17 protein-coding genes are annotated in these 17,185 nt (G+C 58.9%); 8 read left to right on the top strand and 9 right to left on the bottom strand.

Annotated features, from left to right (window positions below; genetic code table 11):
* Window positions 1–38: 38 nt before the first annotated feature.
* On the top strand, window positions 39–1,070 hold the full coding sequence (locus GOW04_RS07755) for a GlxA family transcriptional regulator (protein WP_171232104.1): 1,032 nt from the start codon (window positions 39–41) through the stop codon (window positions 1,068–1,070).
* On the opposite strand, the gene GOW04_RS07750 is transcribed toward GOW04_RS07755, so the two are convergent.
* From GOW04_RS07750 to GOW04_RS07710, 9 genes are all read right to left on the bottom strand, one after another.
* Window positions 1,029–1,592 carry a sarcosine oxidase subunit gamma gene (locus tag GOW04_RS07750; protein ID WP_171232103.1) on the bottom strand — a complete coding sequence of 188 codons (564 nt, stop codon included), beginning with the start codon at window positions 1,590–1,592 and terminating at the stop codon, window positions 1,029–1,031. The genes GOW04_RS07755 and GOW04_RS07750 overlap by 42 nt on opposite strands.
* On the bottom strand, window positions 1,585–4,539 hold the full coding sequence (locus GOW04_RS07745; RefSeq protein WP_171232102.1) for a sarcosine oxidase subunit alpha family protein: 2,955 nt from the start codon (window positions 4,537–4,539) through the stop codon (window positions 1,585–1,587). Before GOW04_RS07745 ends, GOW04_RS07750 begins: the two co-directional genes overlap by 8 nt.
* Window positions 4,536–4,823: a sarcosine oxidase subunit delta gene (locus GOW04_RS07740; protein WP_171232101.1), complete on the bottom strand. Its 288-nt coding sequence runs from the start codon at window positions 4,821–4,823 to the stop codon at window positions 4,536–4,538. Before GOW04_RS07740 ends, GOW04_RS07745 begins: the two co-directional genes overlap by 4 nt.
* Window positions 4,824–4,835: 12 nt before the next feature.
* Window positions 4,836–6,086 (bottom strand): sarcosine oxidase subunit beta family protein, encoded by a 1,251-nt coding sequence (locus tag GOW04_RS07735; RefSeq protein WP_171232100.1) that lies wholly within the window; start codon window positions 6,084–6,086, stop codon window positions 4,836–4,838.
* Window positions 6,087–6,298: 212 nt separating this feature from the next.
* Window positions 6,299–7,543, bottom strand: a complete 1,245-nt coding sequence (glp, locus tag GOW04_RS07730) for a gephyrin-like molybdotransferase Glp (protein ID WP_171232099.1) — start codon at window positions 7,541–7,543, stop codon at window positions 6,299–6,301.
* Window positions 7,544–7,561: 18 nt separating this feature from the next.
* Window positions 7,562–7,882 (bottom strand): hypothetical protein, encoded by a 321-nt coding sequence (locus GOW04_RS07725; RefSeq protein ID WP_171232098.1) that lies wholly within the window; start codon window positions 7,880–7,882, stop codon window positions 7,562–7,564.
* 331 nt (window positions 7,883–8,213) lie between these two features.
* On the bottom strand, window positions 8,214–9,644 hold the full coding sequence (locus GOW04_RS07720; protein WP_171232097.1) for an NAD-dependent succinate-semialdehyde dehydrogenase: 1,431 nt from the start codon (window positions 9,642–9,644) through the stop codon (window positions 8,214–8,216).
* 81 nt (window positions 9,645–9,725) lie between these two features.
* Window positions 9,726–10,691 carry a LysR substrate-binding domain-containing protein gene (locus tag GOW04_RS07715; RefSeq protein WP_171228821.1) on the bottom strand — a complete coding sequence of 322 codons (966 nt, stop codon included), beginning with the start codon at window positions 10,689–10,691 and terminating at the stop codon, window positions 9,726–9,728.
* Between the two features lie 2 nt (window positions 10,692–10,693).
* Complete coding sequence (locus GOW04_RS07710) at window positions 10,694–11,467, bottom strand: aspartate dehydrogenase (protein WP_171232096.1); 774 nt, start codon at window positions 11,465–11,467, stop codon at window positions 10,694–10,696.
* A gap of 146 nt (window positions 11,468–11,613) precedes the next feature.
* Here GOW04_RS07710 and GOW04_RS07705 point away from each other — a divergent pair, with 146 nt between their 5' ends.
* The 7 genes from GOW04_RS07705 to GOW04_RS07675 all read left to right on the top strand — a co-directional run bounded on the left by GOW04_RS07705 (window position 11,614) and on the right by GOW04_RS07675 (window position 17,116).
* Window positions 11,614–12,567 (top strand): dihydrodipicolinate synthase family protein, encoded by a 954-nt coding sequence (locus GOW04_RS07705; RefSeq protein ID WP_171232095.1) that lies wholly within the window; start codon window positions 11,614–11,616, stop codon window positions 12,565–12,567.
* A 105-nt stretch (window positions 12,568–12,672) separates the two neighbouring features.
* Window positions 12,673–13,215, top strand: coding sequence for a 3-hydroxyanthranilate 3,4-dioxygenase (locus GOW04_RS07700; RefSeq protein WP_152460347.1), 543 nt, complete (start codon window positions 12,673–12,675; stop codon window positions 13,213–13,215).
* 23 nt (window positions 13,216–13,238) lie between these two features.
* Complete coding sequence (locus GOW04_RS07695; RefSeq protein WP_171232094.1) at window positions 13,239–14,213, top strand: TRAP transporter substrate-binding protein; 975 nt, start codon at window positions 13,239–13,241, stop codon at window positions 14,211–14,213.
* Between the two features lie 63 nt (window positions 14,214–14,276).
* Entirely contained in the window at window positions 14,277–14,810 is a 534-nt protein-coding gene (locus GOW04_RS07690) for a TRAP transporter small permease (RefSeq protein ID WP_171205185.1), read from the top strand.
* Window positions 14,807–16,066, top strand: a complete 1,260-nt coding sequence (locus tag GOW04_RS07685; protein WP_171232093.1) for a TRAP transporter large permease — start codon at window positions 14,807–14,809, stop codon at window positions 16,064–16,066. The genes GOW04_RS07690 and GOW04_RS07685 overlap by 4 nt, the downstream gene beginning before the upstream one ends.
* Before the next feature lie 120 nt (window positions 16,067–16,186).
* On the top strand, window positions 16,187–16,735 hold the full coding sequence (locus tag GOW04_RS07680) for a thioredoxin family protein (protein ID WP_171232092.1): 549 nt from the start codon (window positions 16,187–16,189) through the stop codon (window positions 16,733–16,735).
* A 3-nt stretch (window positions 16,736–16,738) separates the two neighbouring features.
* Window positions 16,739–17,116, top strand: coding sequence for a VOC family protein (locus GOW04_RS07675; protein ID WP_171232091.1), 378 nt, complete (start codon window positions 16,739–16,741; stop codon window positions 17,114–17,116).
* The last annotated feature ends 69 nt before the right edge of the window (window positions 17,117–17,185 follow it).

The following is a 17,185-nucleotide window of genomic DNA, read 5'->3' as shown; positions in this document are numbered from 1 at the left end:
GGTGTAGTTGGGGTATCGTGCTGGCAAAGAGACAAAGCATGACCCATTTTACCTTTCTGTGCCTCGAAGATTTCCCGCTTGCTGCCTTGTCCATGGCCATCGACCCGCTGCGCGTGGCCAATGAGATCAGCCGCAGCGATGGTCTTGGCTGGACTGTCGTTTCGGAAGATGGACAACAGATCATGTCCAGCTCACGCCTCAGCATCAACCCTGACAAGGCATTGTCCGAGGTGGAGGAAACCGACGTCGTGCTGGTCTTTGCCGGGGCATCAGCCCGGTTGAAGGATCGCAAGGCTTCGGGCGGAGCGCTGCGACGGCTTTTGTCCCGTGGCGCGCGGATCGGTTCGGTCAGCGGCTCACTTTTTGCGCTGGCGGAAGAAAAGTTCTTCGATGGTTACAGATGTAGCGCGCATTTCTGCTATACCGCTGCTTTGAAGGAACAATTCGACAGGGTGAACCTGTGCGACACGCTCTATACGATAGATCGCAACCGAATGTCCTTTGCCGGGACTTCAGCGGTTTTTGAATTCATGCTGGGCCTGATTTCGGATGAGGTGTCCGATGCGGTTGCCGTAGAAACGGCCTGCTGGTTCCAATACGCGACTTTGCGTGATGCCGATACGTTGCAGGTTTTGCCGGGCTACAGCAAAAATCAGACCCGCAATGCCCTGCCGCGCCCGGTTCGGCGGGCCATCGAGTTGTTTGCAAACAACATCGAAAACAAGATCTCGATCGAGCAGGTTTCGCAACGCGTTGGCATGTCCATCCGGCAATTGGAGCGGCATTTCAAGAAGGAAACGGGGATCAGCCCCGGAGGTTACTATCGCAGGCTGCGACTGGATGCGGCGCGGCAAAAACTGCTTTATACCGACCAGCCTTTGCAGGAAATCGCGCTTTCGGTCGGGTATGACAGCGCCAGTTCGTTTTCAAGCAACTATCGGCGCGAATTCGGTCTGCCACCGACTCAGGAGCGCAAGGACCGAAGCCGCGGCGCCAGACACGCGGCTTTGTCCTTTGGGCACCGTCCTTCACAGAGCCCTGGCCACCTCGATCAGCATGTGGTGAACTGAAATCGCATAGCTGCGTGGCGCGTAGACCGAGAAATCCGTTCTCGCCTCATTGCAGCGCAGCAGGCATCCCACATGGTGGATTGCGGTACGGTTGAAGGCTCCGGCCTGCATCTGTTCGACATCCAGAACGGTCAGGCGTTGCAGCAAGCCTGTGGCACCCTGCCCGGTCATGTCGATGCGTGTGAACGCGTCCGACTGATCGGTCACCGACGCTATGCCGGCCAGTTCGGTTTCCATACGCCTGGCCAGCTCCAACGGGCCTGCAAAAGCTTCTTCGCACAGGTACTGATCCGAGCCCAGCCAGTGCAAGCTGCTGGTTTCGCCCTTTTCCCACCGCCCCGCGTCAGGCGCCGGGATTCCGCAAACGGTTTGAAGTTTGGCTTTGACGGTTTCCTCCTGCCCCAACCGGGCCGAGACGGATGCCAGCGCCACATCCTCCCGTTCCTGAAAGGTCAGAGTTCCGACCACGTCCCGTTTGGGTTCACTGCCGCCAATGGCGGTCTTGGCAACAAAATCACGCACGGAGCCGTTCTCCTTCGGGGTCAACGAAATGCGCGCTGACAAGCGTCGCTTTGATGTTGGTGTCATCCACCGGGCTGACAATCTGCACGGTGTCGCCCAATCGCTGCGCCCCGCGTTTTACAAAGGCCAGGCCGATGCTGCTGGACAGGTGCGGCGAATAGGCAGCCGATGTGACATAGCCCAGATCGTTTTCCGGCAGGTGTGGCGCATCCTCGTCGAACACATGGCCACCGGCCAGCACGGTATCGGCGTTGTTGACCGGCTGAATGCCGACCAAAGCCAGGCCATCCGGATCGGTCAGTGCTTCGCGTGCGCTGAGCGTCGCACCGATACTGTCTTTCTGGGTTGAGACCATGCGCCCCATGCCCAGATTGTGGGCGCTGGTGGTTCCGTTCAGTTCGTTTCCGGTGGCATGGCCCTTTTCAATCCGCAGAACGCCAAGCGCTTCGGTGCCATACGGCGTTACGCCAAAGGGCTCTCCAAGCGCCATCAAATGTCGGATCAGCGCGTCACCGTACCGGGTAGGCACAGCCAGCTCGTAGGCCAACTCGCCCGAGAACGAGATGCGGAACAGCCGCGCCGGGATCCCCTCGGCAATTGTCACCTCGCCACACGCCATAAAGGGAAAACCTTCGTTGCTGATGTCATGGCAGTCATCAACGACCTTTTGCAGCAACTCGCGGGATTTCGGGCCCGCTATGGCATATTGTGCCCAAGCGTCGGTGGTCGAGATCATCTGCACATCCATGTCCGGAAACAGGCATTGATGCACGAACTCCATGTGGCGATAGACTCCAACCGCGTTTGCGGTTGTGGTGGTGACCACAAAGTGATCCTCGGCCAGGCGGGCGGCGGTGCCGTCATCCATGGCTATGCCGTCTTCGCGCAGCATCAGGCCATAGCGGGTTCTGCCCACCGGCAGTTTGGCAAAGCCGTTGCAATAGATCTTGTTGAGGAATTCCGCGGCATCCGCGCCCTGGACGTCGATTTTGCCCAGCGTGGTCACGTCGCAGACGCCGACACCGCTGCGTACAGCCAGAACCTCGCGATCCACGGATTCGCGCCAATGGGTCTCTCCAGCCTTGGGGAACCATTGCGCACGCAGCCAGGGGCCCACCTCGACGAATACCGCGCCCTGTTCTTGGGCCCATTGGTGGCTGGGCGTCAGTCGCGTAGGTTTGAATTCTTTTCCGACCGAGCGCCCGGCCCAGGCCCCCATCGCCACGGGCGTGTACGGTGGCCGGAAGATGGTCGTGCCGGTTTCGGGAATGCTCTTGCCGGTGATCTCGGCCATCACGGCCAGCGCGCCGACATTCGCGGTTTTACCCTGATCCGTCGCCATACCAAGGGTGGTATAGCGTTTCAGATGCTCGACACTGCGGAAGCCTTCCTGTTCGGCCAGTTTGACATCCTTGACGGTCACGTCATTCTGGAAATCCAGCCACGCGCGGCCTTTGCCGGGCACATGCCACAACGGGGTGATACGGATCTCATCATCCTCGGCTTTCGGCAGGTCGACCGGACAGGCCCTGATCCCCAGCCCGTCAAGCGCCGCAAGTGCCGCATTGGTGCCCGAGGCGATCGCCCCGTGGCTGGTCAGGTTGCCAGCGGCGGCACCGGCAACACTCATACCCTTGGGCAGTTCGGCAGGTGGGGTGAAAGCTGCAAGCGGTTCGAACCATTGCGGGCGGCCGCGCTGATGGCATGTCAGTTGCACATTCGGATTCCACCCACCCGAAACGCCCAGACCGCTTACTTCGATGGGGCGGGTCTGACCATCGGCCATCTGCACGGTGATCGATTTCAGCCCCAAACGGCCCTGCGTGTTCGTGACCTGCGCCCCGGCCAGCAATTCACATTCGGCAATGCGCGGTGCATCGTTGCGCGGGTCGATCACGGCAACAACTTTGATCCCGGCTTTGATCAAATCCTGTGCGGCGCGGTGTCCTTCGTCATTGTTGGTGAAGATCGCCACGCGCTGGCCCGGTGTCGCAGCCCAGCGGTTTGCATAGGCCCGCATCGCGCCCGCCAGCATTATGCCCGGTCGGTCGTTGTTTTCGAAAGCAATCGGACGTTCGGTAGAGCCGGCACAAAGCACCGAGTGCTTCGCGTAGATGCGCCACAGAATCTGGCGCGGTTTCCCCGCCTCGGGCACCGCAAGGTGATCCGAGACCCGCTCAAGCGCGCCGTGAATGCCGTGATCATAGGCGCCGAACACGGTGGTGCGCGTCAGAAGGCGCACATTGTCCATCGACGCCAGCTCTCCCAGTGTCTGCGCGACCCAATCGGCATTCGATATGCCCTCGAACCGATCACAGTCAGACAACAGACGCCCGCCCATCCGGCTGTCTTCGTCCGCCAGAATGACCCGCGCGCCAGACCGCGCCGCCGTCAACGCCGCGATCAGGCCGGAAGGACCGGCGCCGATAACCAGGACATCGCAATGCAAATAGCCCTTGTCGTAGATATCCGGGTCGGCCTCCTGCGTCAGGCTGCCCAGACCGGCCGCCTTGCGGATCATCGGTTCATAGAGCTTTTCCCAGAACGCCTTGGGCCACATGAAGGTCTTGTAATAGAAACCCGCCGTCAAAAAGGGCGAGAGCCGATCATTGATCGACAGCGCATCGAAGGCGAGCGAGGGCCAGCGGTTCTGTGATGTCGCCTCGAGCCCGTCGAACAGTTCGACCGTGGTCGCGCGTGTGTTGGGCTCCTGCCGGTTGCCCGTGCGCAGCTCGACCAGCGCGTTGGGCTCTTCCGAGCCCGAGGCCAGCACACCGCGTGGACGGTGGTATTTGAACGAACGGCCAACCAACCGCACGTCATTGGCCAGCAGCGCCGAGGCCAGCGTATCGCCCTGATAGCCTTCGTAGGATTTGCCATCGAAGGTAAAGCGCAGCTTTTTGGACCGGTCGATCAGACCGCCCTGCAAACGATTGTTCTGGGTCATTTTCCCCGTCCCGTCGTGCGGGCTACATCCCGCGCCAGTTCCGTTGCCAGAATTTCATGGGTCAGCGTGTCGCGTGTCACAACCAGCCACGAGCGGTCGCCCTGCTCGTGAAACCACAGCTCTCGGTGGGTTCCTGCCGGGTTGTCGCGCAGGTAGACATAGTCGTGAAACTCGGCGGCGGCCGTGTCGGATTGCCAGTCGGGCCGATTGATCAGGCTCGCGTCGCCCAGATAGGTGAATTCCGACGCGTCACGCGGGCCAAGCAGTGGATGATTGATGATCATGTCCGGGCCTCCTCAATGCAGGTTGGGCTGTGCGCCCACGCCTTTTTCGTCAATCATCCGCCCGGTTCTGAACCGGTCCAGACGATAGGCAGTTGCAACGTCATGCGGTCGGTCGGTGGCCATCAGATGCGCGAAACAAAAACCAGATGCTGGGGTTGCCTTGAACCCGCCATAGCACCAGCCACCATTGAAATAGAGCCCTTCAATTCCGGTGTGATCTATGAACGGCGAGCCATCCATCGACATATCCATCACGCCGCCCCACATCCGCAGCAGGCGCGCGCGACCGATCATCGGCATCAGGGACATGCCGCCTTCGGCCACGTCCTCGACCACGGGCAGGTTGCCACGTTGCGCATAGGTGTTGTAGCCATCGATATCGCCGCCAAAGACCAGACCGCCCTTGTCCGATTGGCTGACATAGAAATGTCCGGCGCCATAAGTGATCACTCCGTCAAGCACCGGTTTCAGCCCTTCGGTCACAAAGGCCTGTAGCACGTGGCTTTCGATCGGCAGGCGCATCCCCGCCTGTGCCATCACGCGCCCGGAAGACCCGGCAACCGCCACGCCCACCTTCTTGGCGCCGATGTAACCCCGTGTGGTTTCAACGCCCAGCAGTTTTCCGTTTTCGATGCGGAACCCGGTGACTTCGCAATTCTGGATGATGTCGACCCCCCGTTGATCCGCGGCACGGGCATAGCCCCAAGCGACACCGTCATGACGCGCCGTACCACCGCGGCGATGCAACAGACCGCCCTTGATCGGAAAGCGCGCATCGTCAAAGTTCAGGAACGGATACATCGCACGAACGCCCTCTGCATCCAGCAGTTCCGCCCCAGATCCGGTGAACATCATCGCGTTGCCACGACGGCGATACGCGTCACGCTGCGCGTCCGTATGACAGAGGTTCAGAATACCGCGCTGACTGACCATCGCATTGTAGTTCAGGTCCTGTTCAAGATTTTCCCACAGTTTCAGCGACAGCTCATAGAATGGCTGGTTGCCATCCAACAGGTAATTGGCACGAATGATCGTTGTGTTTCGCCCCACGTTGCCGCCACCGATCCAGCCTTTTTCCAGAACCGCCACCTTGGCGGCGTTGTGTTCCTTGGCCAGATAGTATGCCGTCGCAAGGCCGTGACCGCCGCCGCCGATCACGATGAAATCATAGCTTGATTGAGGCTCGGGATCGCGCCAAGCCGGTGTCCAGCCCCGGTGCCCGTTCAAAACCTGCCGCATGATCGCGAGTGCCGAATACCGCATGAATTTGTGTCCTTAACCTCAGTGCGCCGTAGCATCATGTGCCGCCGGGAAAGCCCCAGTCACGACGTAATCCGTCACGGAGTTTATCGGTTGCGACAATTTTCAGGCCGGTATTCGGATTGATTGGCGCGCGATCGGGCAGTTTTCCAGGTGCCCACCATGACCGCGGCGTTGCAGTTGCTAGATAAATCGCATCGCACCTGTTGCAGGGATCAGAACCTCAACAATTCAATCGAATGCCCAGCGGGCAGGTCTTCGATCTCGGCCGGTATGATCGCCAACCCGTCTGCCTGCGCCAGCAAGGCGACACGGCCACTGTAGGAGGGCGCCATCAGACGTACATTGGGAAGGCCACGCGGCGAAGTGCCGTCAATCTGGACCGGACGATACTCCTGACGACCCGCGCGACGCTGCACGGGTTCAGCCAGCACGGCCTGAACAGTTATCTGAGGTCTGTGGCACAAGCCTGCGCGCCGCGCCATCATCTGCGACCCGATTATCTGCCATGTCACATAGGCTGACACCGGGTTGCCGGGCAGACCAACGTAAAGAGCGCGCCCGCGCCGCCCGAACATGACCGGTTTACCGGGCTTCATCGCCACTTTCATGACATCGGTTTCACCGCCAATCGCGCTGAACAGCCGGGGCATGTGATCTTCATCCCCGACTGACACGCCCCCAGTCGTGACGATGAGGTCCGAGGCATCGCATGCCTCGCGCAGAACTTGTTCCAGACGGGTCGGGTCATCCTCGACCGGTCCCAGGTCGGTCAGTTCGATCCAGGGTTTTTGCAACAGCGCCAGCAGCATATAACGGTTCGAGTTGTAGATTTGGCCGGGGCCGAGGGGTTCGCCCGGTTGACGCAGTTCGCTGCCTGTCGAAAAGATCGTGACCTTCAGTTTTCGAAACACCAGGACCTCACCATACCCTGCGGATGCCAGGGCGGCCATCTCGCGCGGTCCAATTTGACAGCCCCGTCGCAGGACCGGACTCCCGGCACAAAGATCTTCCCCCGCACGCCGGATATGCTGGCCGGGTTTCGGGCGGCGGCTGAATCGAATCCTGTCGATCAGAAGATCGCAATCTTCCTGCATCAGCACGGCATCGAATTCAGGCGGCACCGGAGCGCCCGTAAAAATGCGCAAAGCGCTGCCTTCGGGGGCATCATGGTCGCCGCAGTCACCCGCGGCCACGCGCCCGGCGATGGGCAGCTCAAACACCGGCCCATCACCCAGATCACCAGTGCGGACGGCATAGCCATCCATGGCCGAGTTGTCGAAGGCAGGCATATCGACCTTGCTGGCGCAATCCTCGGCCAGAACCCGGCCTATTGCTTGTTCCAGCGGCAAAATCTCGGTTTCAGTGACAGGATCGGCGACGGAAAGACCGCGCTCAAGGGCGTCCTCGACAGTCAGATACATGTGGGCGTGGCGGTCACAGGCACATCCATCAGCCATTTTGAGTCTCCGAAAATATTAAGCGTCCTGCAAATCCCGGCTGTTCGGCCGGATCGGGATTGGCAGGCCGGCCTTGAATTCTTCCAAATCCGAGCTGGGATCAGCAACGAACGGCAGCGTATCCATGCCATACCGACCATGCGCGGCGCGACCTATGCCGTCACCGCCTTCTTGCTCGGACGACAAATCCGGCTCGGGTTGGCCGCAAAGCTCAAACACGCGCGCGCAGTCAGAGTTCATGCCAAGGGTGGGCGTTACGGAGGGCAGCCCCGCCAACCTCTCGAAGCCCACGGTATCCCCGGCAGGGGTTGGTGCAGATAGCGTCAGCCAAGTGTTCATCCGTCCCTCCGGAGCTCAGGCCGCCCGGCGGGACCCCCCCGCAGGTCAGCCGAAACGCTGATCATCACCGGCAAAAGGACGCGATGGTTTTGTCGCACAGTCCGACCAGAAATTCCCGGCCAATGGACAGCAAGGCGGGTTTACTGTCATTGACATAGGTCATGATCCGCGTTCGGGCGCCCCATCAGAAAGGGCGCATTGCCGCCTCTGTCGATTCCGCAGGTATTGAAATCGCAACCGCAGCGCTGCACTGGCCCTTTGGTCGGTTTCGAAAGGAAAAAGGCCGGCTTGGTCGCGAAAAAGTCGACAAGTGCAGGTGTCGGGGTCTTTTTCAGCAGATCTCGGCCGATTGCCAGACGTTTTTGACCGTCATGTAATTCTCAAGGCCTTCGGTTCCGCCTTCCCGACCATAGCCACTGGATTTCACGCCCCCAAAGGGCGTTTCCGGCATCGATGCTTCAAGCGTATTGATCGACAAATTACCGACCTCGACCTCGTCAATCAGACGGTCGATGTAATCCGCCCGATTGGTGAAAGCGTACCCCGCCAGCCCGTAGGGAACTGAATTCGCCAGATCGACCGCCTCATCCAGCGAAGCCACCGGGTTGATCACCGCTACCGGTCCAAACGGCTCTTCGCGCATGATCCGCGCCGCTTCAGGAACGTTCAATAACACCGTGGGTTCAAAGAAATATCCCCGCTCACCAAGCCGCGATCCGCCTGTGGCAAGCGTTGCCCCTTGTGCCACTGCGTCTTCAACCAGCTCTGACAAGGCTGGCACGCGCCGGTCGTTGGCCGTTGGGCCCATTTCAACGGTTGCGTCAAGCCCATTGCCGACGACTGTGGCTTTGGCCCTTGCAACAAACCCGGCCGCATAGGCGTCAAAAATACTCTCATGCGCGAAGAAACGGGTTGGCGAAGTGCAGACCTGACCGGCATTGCGCATTTTGCGAACCGCGCCTGAAACGGCTGCCGATTGCACATCCGTATCTTCGCAAACGATGACCGGCGCGTGGCCACCCAGCTCCATGAGCACTCGGGTGTCGTGTTGGGCCGCCAAAGTGGTCAAATGACGCCCGACGGTTGTCGAGCCGGTGAAGGCCACCAGGCGAACGGGGTCCTGCGGGATCAGATGGCCGGATATCTCGGATGGTTCACCGAACACCAAATTCAGAACCCCTTCTGGCAGACCGGCATCTTCGAACGCTTTTGCTATGTGCAAAGCGCCGGCAGGCGTTTCTTCTGCCGCTTTCAGGATCACCGAACAGCCCGAGGCCAAAGCACCGGCGATTTTCCGGGCAGGTTGGCTCATGGGGAAGTTCCACGGCGAAAATGCCGCGACAACGCCGACAGGCTGGTGATGTACTGCGAATTTGTGACCCTGCGCCGCCGGAATGATCCTGCCATAGGTCCGCATCGCCTCGCCCGCATCCCATTCAAAGAACTCGGCGCCGCGAATGACCTCCAGCCGGGCCTGCTTCAGAGGCTTGCCATGTTCCAGAGTAATGGAATGCGCGATTTCTTCCTGCCGCTGACGCATGAGGGCTGCCGCCCGCAGGATCGTATCCGCGCGTTCCCGCGGCGATGTGCGGCGCCACAGTCTAAATCCTTCGACGGCCGCTTGCAGCGCGTCGTCCAGGTCTTTCACCGATGCGCAAGGCAACCGACCGAGTTCTTCCTCGGTTGCCGGATTGACAACCGGGATATCGCGCCCGGTTTTTCGCCACGTGCCGCCAATGAAAAGCCTGAGCTCTGGATACATGAAACCGGCGCCTCCATTTGCCTTGATTTGTGATCGCGCGATGCCTCGCATGAGTTCAAGCGCATTGCGCGAATACGGATATCAAATTGGCGAATATCTGGTCTGTCTGCTCTGCGCCGCCCGATGCAGAGCCGTTTTGAAAACGCGCCCCGCAGGCGACAGATCGTCGTCGGCACGGAAGGACACTCCAATCGGCCCCTGTCCGAACGGAACCTCCCAGGCGAGCTGGGCAAGATGGTTGTTTTCGATATCTTGGACGACGACCTCGGCAGGCATAAGGCCGATCAGGTCGCGGGATTGCAGCAGCGCTCGGTTCGTCAGGTAGGACACGGATTCTATGGCGACCGGTGGCACATATTGCTGCTGGCCGACGAAAAAATGATCCGCCTGACGTCGCAACGTGGTCTCTTGCGGGGGAAGAATCCAGCCAAACGGCTTGGTTTGCGCAAAGGTCACGGCGTCCCGCCCAGCAAGTGGGTGTTGAGGGCCGACAATGGCCAATATCCGATCCTCGAACAGTTTTTCCTGTCGAATCTTGTCGCGATGCCGGTGCGACGGCAGGCGTCCTACAACCATGTCGATCTCGCCCGACAGCAGCCGGGGCATGAGCACCTCGTTGGTCCCTTCGCTGATCTTGACTGCAACGTTCGGGCGGTCTTTCAGCAGCAGTTCGATGGCGGCGGGTAGCAGGCTGGTTGACGCCGCAAGCAGTGTTCCCACCACGACACGTCCGGAATTTCCTTCGTTCAAATCGTCCAGTTCCTGCGCGGCATTGGAAACCTGAGCAAATATCAGCTTCCCGTGACGTATGAGAGTTTCGCCAAAAACCGTTGGCACAACGCCTCGGTTGGTGCGCGTGAACAACTTGACTTCGAAGTCCAGTTCAAGATCCTGAATCATCTTGGTTGCCGCTGGCTGAGATATTCCCAGCTCACGCGCGGCATTCTGAATGTTTCCATGCGCGCCAACTGCAACCAGAAGCCGCAGCTGACGCAGCTTCAGGCGGGTCAAGGCGCGGTCAACGATGCGAGAGTGGCGTCCAACCATGGCTACAGAACAATCGGCTTGCAAAGCTGATCCAGCTTGGACAGCACACTCATGGCCGCAAGCGCCGAGCTTCGCGGGTTGTCGGGCAGCGCGGTGCCGCTGATCCGGAACTGAAACGTGCCGAAATCACCTTCGGCCTCGACCTCGTGAATGTTCTTGTGGATCGTCGGATCGGCGATCAGACGAACCTGTGTGTTATCGAACCCCACACCCGCCAAGGCGACGGCGGCGGCGACATTTGCGTTCTTTGGGTAAGCCAGCGCCGCCTCTCGTGCGGAACCCTGAAAATGTGTTTCAGCCGCGGCGATAATGCCGAGGTCAAGACTGTGTTCGGCAAGTGACCCCTTCCACCCCGCCGGCGGCTTGCGCCCCACATATGTGACGGATTTGAGCGGCCCGACCGCTGCGGCGCCGAGACAGTCCAGCCCGCCTATGGCACCGCTTGCCAGATGCAGCCGCGCCCCGCCCTTTCGCGCGGCCCTGTCCAGCCGGTCACTGACCTGCTGATCCGCAAGTGCGCCGGCAGAGACACTGATGATATCCAGCCCTCGTGCCAGAATGTCCGGACCCAAACCGGCCAATGCCTCGTGCCCCGCGCAATCCAGAACCGTTTCGATTCCGGCCGGCAGGTCATCAACCGAACCAATTGACTTGGGCGATTTTGGATCAACGCGGTGTGGTCTGACCAGAATGGCTGCCAATTCATGCCCATGTTCTGGCAACATGCGCTGCACAAACTGCGCGATTGCGCCGGTTCCGATGACTGCGATCTTCATGTCTGGACCCTAGACCAGCATTGAAAAAATCTGAATTGGTAAGTTGGTGGTATATTTTTTTCAGATATCCATTTCCCTGAAATGGCACTGGACCGACCCGCCTGGTGTGTTTTGTTCCTGTTGAAGCCACGGGGACCACGTTGGAAATGAAATACTCAAAACACGACGCGAAGGCCTATGCACGCGAACATATGACTGGGATATGGGCAGCGGCACTGAACCCGTTCAATGATGACCTGTCTCTGGATGAATCGGGACTGCGTGCAAACATCCGCCATTGGATCGACGATCTGGACATCCAGGGTCTTTTCGTCGCCGGCAAACAGGGCGAGTTCTTTTCGATGAGCATCGAAGAGCGCAAGCGCAACTTCGAAATTGCCGTTGACGAATGCGCAGGCAAAGCCGGTGTAATCGTCTCGGTCTCGGACCAGAACATGAATACGGCCTTGGACCTGGCGCATCACGCCCAGAACTGCGGTGCGGATTACATCGTACTGCACGCGCCGGTTCTGAGCTTTGTGCAGGATCGCGGAGAGGTTTTGTACCAGTACTACAAGCGTTTTTGTGACGAACTGGATATCGGCATCGCCATGTGGAGCCATCCAGACAGCGGCTATTTGATGCAACCCGAAGAATGCGCTCGCATTGCGGACTTACCCAATATCGTTGCGATAAAATACTCGGTCCCGCGCGAGATGTACGTGAAGCTGACCCATATGGTGGGCGACAGGATCCATGTCTCGACCTCGGCTGAACATGAGTGGCTGGACAACATATTGGAACTGGACTGGAAGCTCTATCTCTGCTCGTCCCCGCCCTATCAGCTGCAAAGCAAGGTCGATCAGCGGATGAACGAATACACGCGTCTGGCCTTTGCAGGAAAGGCCGATGAAGCGCGACGTGTCTTTGACAGTCTGAACCCTGTCCGCAATGCGATGAAACGCGCGCGTCCTGCGGGCAAACCCACCGCATTCGGAAAGTACTGGCAAGAGTTGCTAGGTCAGGTCGGTGGCCGTGTACGCCCGCCGATGCTGGAACTGACCGACGCCGAAAAAGCGATCATTCGCAAAGCATTTGATGAAAGCGGGCTGCGCGTCTGAGCTGAGTAAGGCCCGGCAGTATAAGGAAATCGGATAGCGAGATGCTGATAATTTCTTTGCGGTCATGAAAAAACGCGCCAAACTTTCCGGGATAGGGAGTGGGACATGTCAAAACTGAAAGCGTTCAACTTTAAGGCCTGGATCGACGAACACCGCCATCTGCTCAAACCGCCCGTAGGGAATCGTCAGGTTTGGGAAGACGCCGATCTGATGGTCACTGTTGTGGGTGGTCCGAACAAGCGAACCGATTACCACGATGACCCGGTGGAAGAATTCTTCTACCAGCTTGAAGGCGACATGGTGCTGAAAATCTATGACGGAGAGGAGTTCTATGATGTTCCGATCCGAGAAGGCGAGGTTTTTCTGCTGCCTCCGCATGTACGCCATTCGCCACAGCGCCCTCAGGAAGGTTCGATCGGGCTTGTGATTGAACCCAAGCGCCAGACCGGAGAGCTGGACGCCATCGAATGGTATTGCTTTGAATGCGGATCACTGGTGCATCGAGCGGAAATGCAGCTAAAGTCCATCGTTGATGACCTGCCTCCGGTTTATCAGAAGTTCTATGCCTCGGAACAAGACCGCACCTGCCCCAATTGTCAGGCTGTGCACCCGGGAAAGGAACCGCCCGAGGGCTGGGTCACGTTGTAAAACAAGATTAAACAGGGGAAGTAATGAGACATTTTGCAAAAATCGCCGCCTCTGCGGCTGTGTTGGCACTGGCGTCCGTGGCCGCACACGCCGAAGAGTTTCGGTTGGGTCTGATCACGCCGCCACCGCATATCTGGACCAAAGCCGCCGAAGCGTTTGGGGCCGAGTTGAATGAGGCCAGTGGTGGCGCTCATTCGGTATCGGTCTTCCCGGCCCGCCAGTTGGGGAACGAGGCCGAAATGCTGCAACAATTGCAGACCGGCGCGCTGGACATGGCTTTCATGACCGTGGCTGAAGTTTCGAACCGCGCGCCCGAGTTGGGGGCATTCTATGCGCCCTATCTGGCAGATGACATTGGGCACGCGGGGCGCATCCTGCGATCTGATACGGCCAAATCCATGCTGGAACCCTTGCCGGGGCAGGTTGGTGTCGTTGGACTGGGATATGGGATGGCAGGATTGCGCCAGATCGTCAGCCGGGGCGAGGTTTCCTCCGCCGAAGATCTATCGGGCCTGAAACTGCGGATCACGCCCTTCACACCGATCCTGGATTTCTACAACGCGGTAGGCGCAGCACCCACGCCCATGCCCTTGCCTGCCGTCTATGATGCGCTGGCCAATGGTCAGGTCGACGCCATCGACATGGACGCCGAGCTGATCTGGGTTCTGAAATATTATGAACACGCCGACACGATCGTGCAGTCGGATCACATGATGTTCCCGATGGTCGGGCTGGTATCGGCCAAGGTCTGGGCTGGTTTGTCTGAAGAAGACCGCGCGATGATCGCGGAACTCATGGCTAAGCATGTCGACAGCACCATTGATGCCTACGTTGAAAACGATGCCAAATGGCTGGAGCAGATCGAGGGCACTGGCAAAGCCTACAAAAAGGTCGATGCCTCGTTCTTTGGCGACGCGATCGAAGAGTGGAACGGGATCTGGTCCCAGAAGACCTCTTCCCTTGACGCTTTGCGGCAGACTGCGGCAGAAACAAAATAACGAAAACGGCATGACGAAAGGGGCGCAGCTCGATCCTGCGCCCTTTTTCACGGGAGAGCAGCGATGTTGTATCGGCTGTCGGCAGGCTTGGCGCGGGTCGAGTTGTGGTGCGCTGCCTTTCTGGCAGTCTGCATAACGGCTCTGATTTTGTTGAATGTCGTGACGCGAACGGCGGGCAACGCCCTGTTCTGGGTTGATGAGCTGGCGATCTACGCGATGGTCTGGATGACTTTTCTGGGCGCGTCTTCCGCATTGCACCATCGCAGCTCGGTGTCGATCTCCATCGTTTCCGACAACGTGCCCGAACGCGCGAAACCATTGATCCGCAAGGGTGTGGACGTGGTCGTGTTTGCTTTTTCCCTTGCGATGCTGTGGTTCTGCTGGCGCTGGTTCCTTCCGCTGGACATCGCCAGCAGCGGATTTGACGTGGCGGCGTTTCAAGGTCAGACATTCAATTTCATCTACGCCGAGCCAACGCTGACCCTGGGCCTGCCAAAGTATCTGTTCTGGTTGGTGATGTGGCTTTTCGCACTGGGCGCGACGCTGCATTCCACCATGCATCTGCTGAGCCCCCCGGGCAAAGGGGCACAGCCATGAGCCCCATCGTCTTTCTGGCCACTCTACTTCTGTCCGTGCCCGTGGCGATCGTGCTGGCGATCACGGCCATATGGTACATCTGGGAAAGCGGCAACACGGTTCTTTATGACAGCTTCGCGCAGAAAATGTTCGGCGGTCTTGAGAATTACGGCCTGCTGGCAATTCCTCTGTTCATGTTGACCGGAGAATTGATGAACGAAGGCGGCATGACCCGGCGCCTTGTCGCGCTGGCCCGGGTATTTGTCGGCGGGTTTCGCGGCGGGCTGGCCTATATCAACTTGCTGGCAAACATGTTCATGGCGGCCATCATCGGGTCTGCGACGGCGCAGATCGCGGTAATGTCGCGCGCCATGGTCCCCGCGATGGAGGAGGAGGGCTATGACAAGGGTTTCGCCGCTGCCACGACGGCCGCGGGCGGGCTGCTGGCTCCGGTCATCCCGCCGTCGATGATGTTTGTCATCTTCGGTGTTCTGGCTCAGATCCCGATTGGTGACATGTTCATTGCAGGAATCCTGCCCGGTTTGATCCTTGCCGGGGCGTTTGCATCGGTCATCACCCTGATCGGGTGGTTGCAGAGCTTTCCGAAAGGGCATTGGATGAAGCGTGCCGAAGCCGTCCAGGCCTTGATCAGCGCGGCCCCCGCCCTGCTGATCCCGATGTCGATCATAGGCGGCATTCTGTTCGGGATCGCCACACCGACCGAATCCGCCGCAATCGCGTCCCTGATCGCGTTTCTGGTGGGCTGGTTGGTCTACGGGGACCTGAAGCCGAGCAACCTGGCACAGATGTTCAAACGCACGGCGGCCAACGCGTCGATGATCCTGTTCATGATCGCGGCCGCCAGCGTGTTCGGCTGGGTCATCATCTATGAGGAAATACCACAGCAACTGGCTGGGTTGATCACCTCGATCACTTCGGACCCGTTCGTGTTCCTGCTGATCGTGAACCTTGCGCTTTTGCTGGTTGGAATGGTGATCGATGGCATCGCCGCGATCATCCTGATCACTCCGATCCTGCTGCCGATTGCAACCGGTTCATATGATATCAGCCCTTATCAGTTCGGCATTGTTGCTTGCCTGAACCTTGTGCTTGGGCTGCTGACGCCCCCGGTCGGGATTGGATTGTACATCGCCTCGTCCATGAGCGGCACATCGCCCGGTTCAATCCTGAAATCGCTTTGGCCTTTCCTGATCGCAGTAACTTTGGTGTTGCTTCTGCTCAGCTATTACCCAAGCCTGTCAACGCTGCTGATCTGAACCAGATACGTTTGCAGGCGCATTCCGTCGCAGACATGGCGCCGGAAATCTCGCTCTACTTAACGGCGCCCGTCAGCTAAGCTGGCCTGAACATGCCAATTGGTCACAAAAAGGACAATCATGCTGCTCGACACTCCGATCTGCGATTTCGGTTGGAACGCCCCGGACTTCACGCTCAAAGACCCGAACGGTCGGGCCTTCAAGATGTCCGATCACCTGCAAAACGGGTTGCTGATCGCCTTCATCTGCAATCATTGCCCCTATGTCAAAACGATAACGGGCCGGCTTGCCCAGGACACGGACCTGCTGATGTCCAAGGGGATCGGCGTGTTGGCGGTCATGTCGAACGACTATCGCGATTACGCCGAAGATTCGCCGCAGAACATGTTGGAATTTGCACGGCAGAACGGCTTCAACTTTCCATATCTCGTGGACGAGGATCAATCCGTAGGAAAGGCTTATGGTGCTGTCTGCACTCCGGATTTCTTCGGTTTGAATGCGGATGGAAAGTTGCAGTACCGGGGCCGTCTGGACAATCTGGGTCGCGGCAAGACAGGCAAGCGTGAACCAGAATTGGTCAATGCGATGCTGCAAATTGCCGAGACCGGGCAAGGCCCCCAAGATCAGACACCATCAATGGGATGTTCGATCAAATGGACCCGAGGCTAGGCCATGGGGATCACGTCACTGGATCATGTCAATCTGCGCACCACACGTTTGGACGAGATGATCGAATGGTACTGCAACGTGCTGGGGATGCGGGTAGGGCCACGCCCACCCTTCCCCTTTCCCGGAGCCTGGCTTTATGTCGAAGAAAACGCCTTCGTGCATCTGGTCGGTGTCCAGGCCGAGGCCACGGGTTCGGACGCAGACCTGAAGCTTGAGCATTTCGCTTTTTCGGCGACAGGGTTGGATCGGTTCGAAGCGCATCTCAAAACAAATGGCGTCTCCTATCGCCGTGTGGAACTGACGGCGATCGACACCGTTCAGTTGAACGTCTGGGATCCGGACGGCAATCACATTCACATCGATTTTCGGACCGGCGAATAGAGATGGCAGGCTCCGATACCGTTTCGCGCAATGAAATTTCCTCACCCTTAAATTGAACACTTGACCGGA

The organism is Ruegeria sp. HKCCA4812, from assembly GCF_013034245.1.
Classification (GTDB): Bacteria; Pseudomonadota; Alphaproteobacteria; order Rhodobacterales; family Rhodobacteraceae; genus Ruegeria.
Note: the sequence above shows the minus strand (reverse complement) of the source record. Positions and strands in the feature narration are given on the sequence as shown.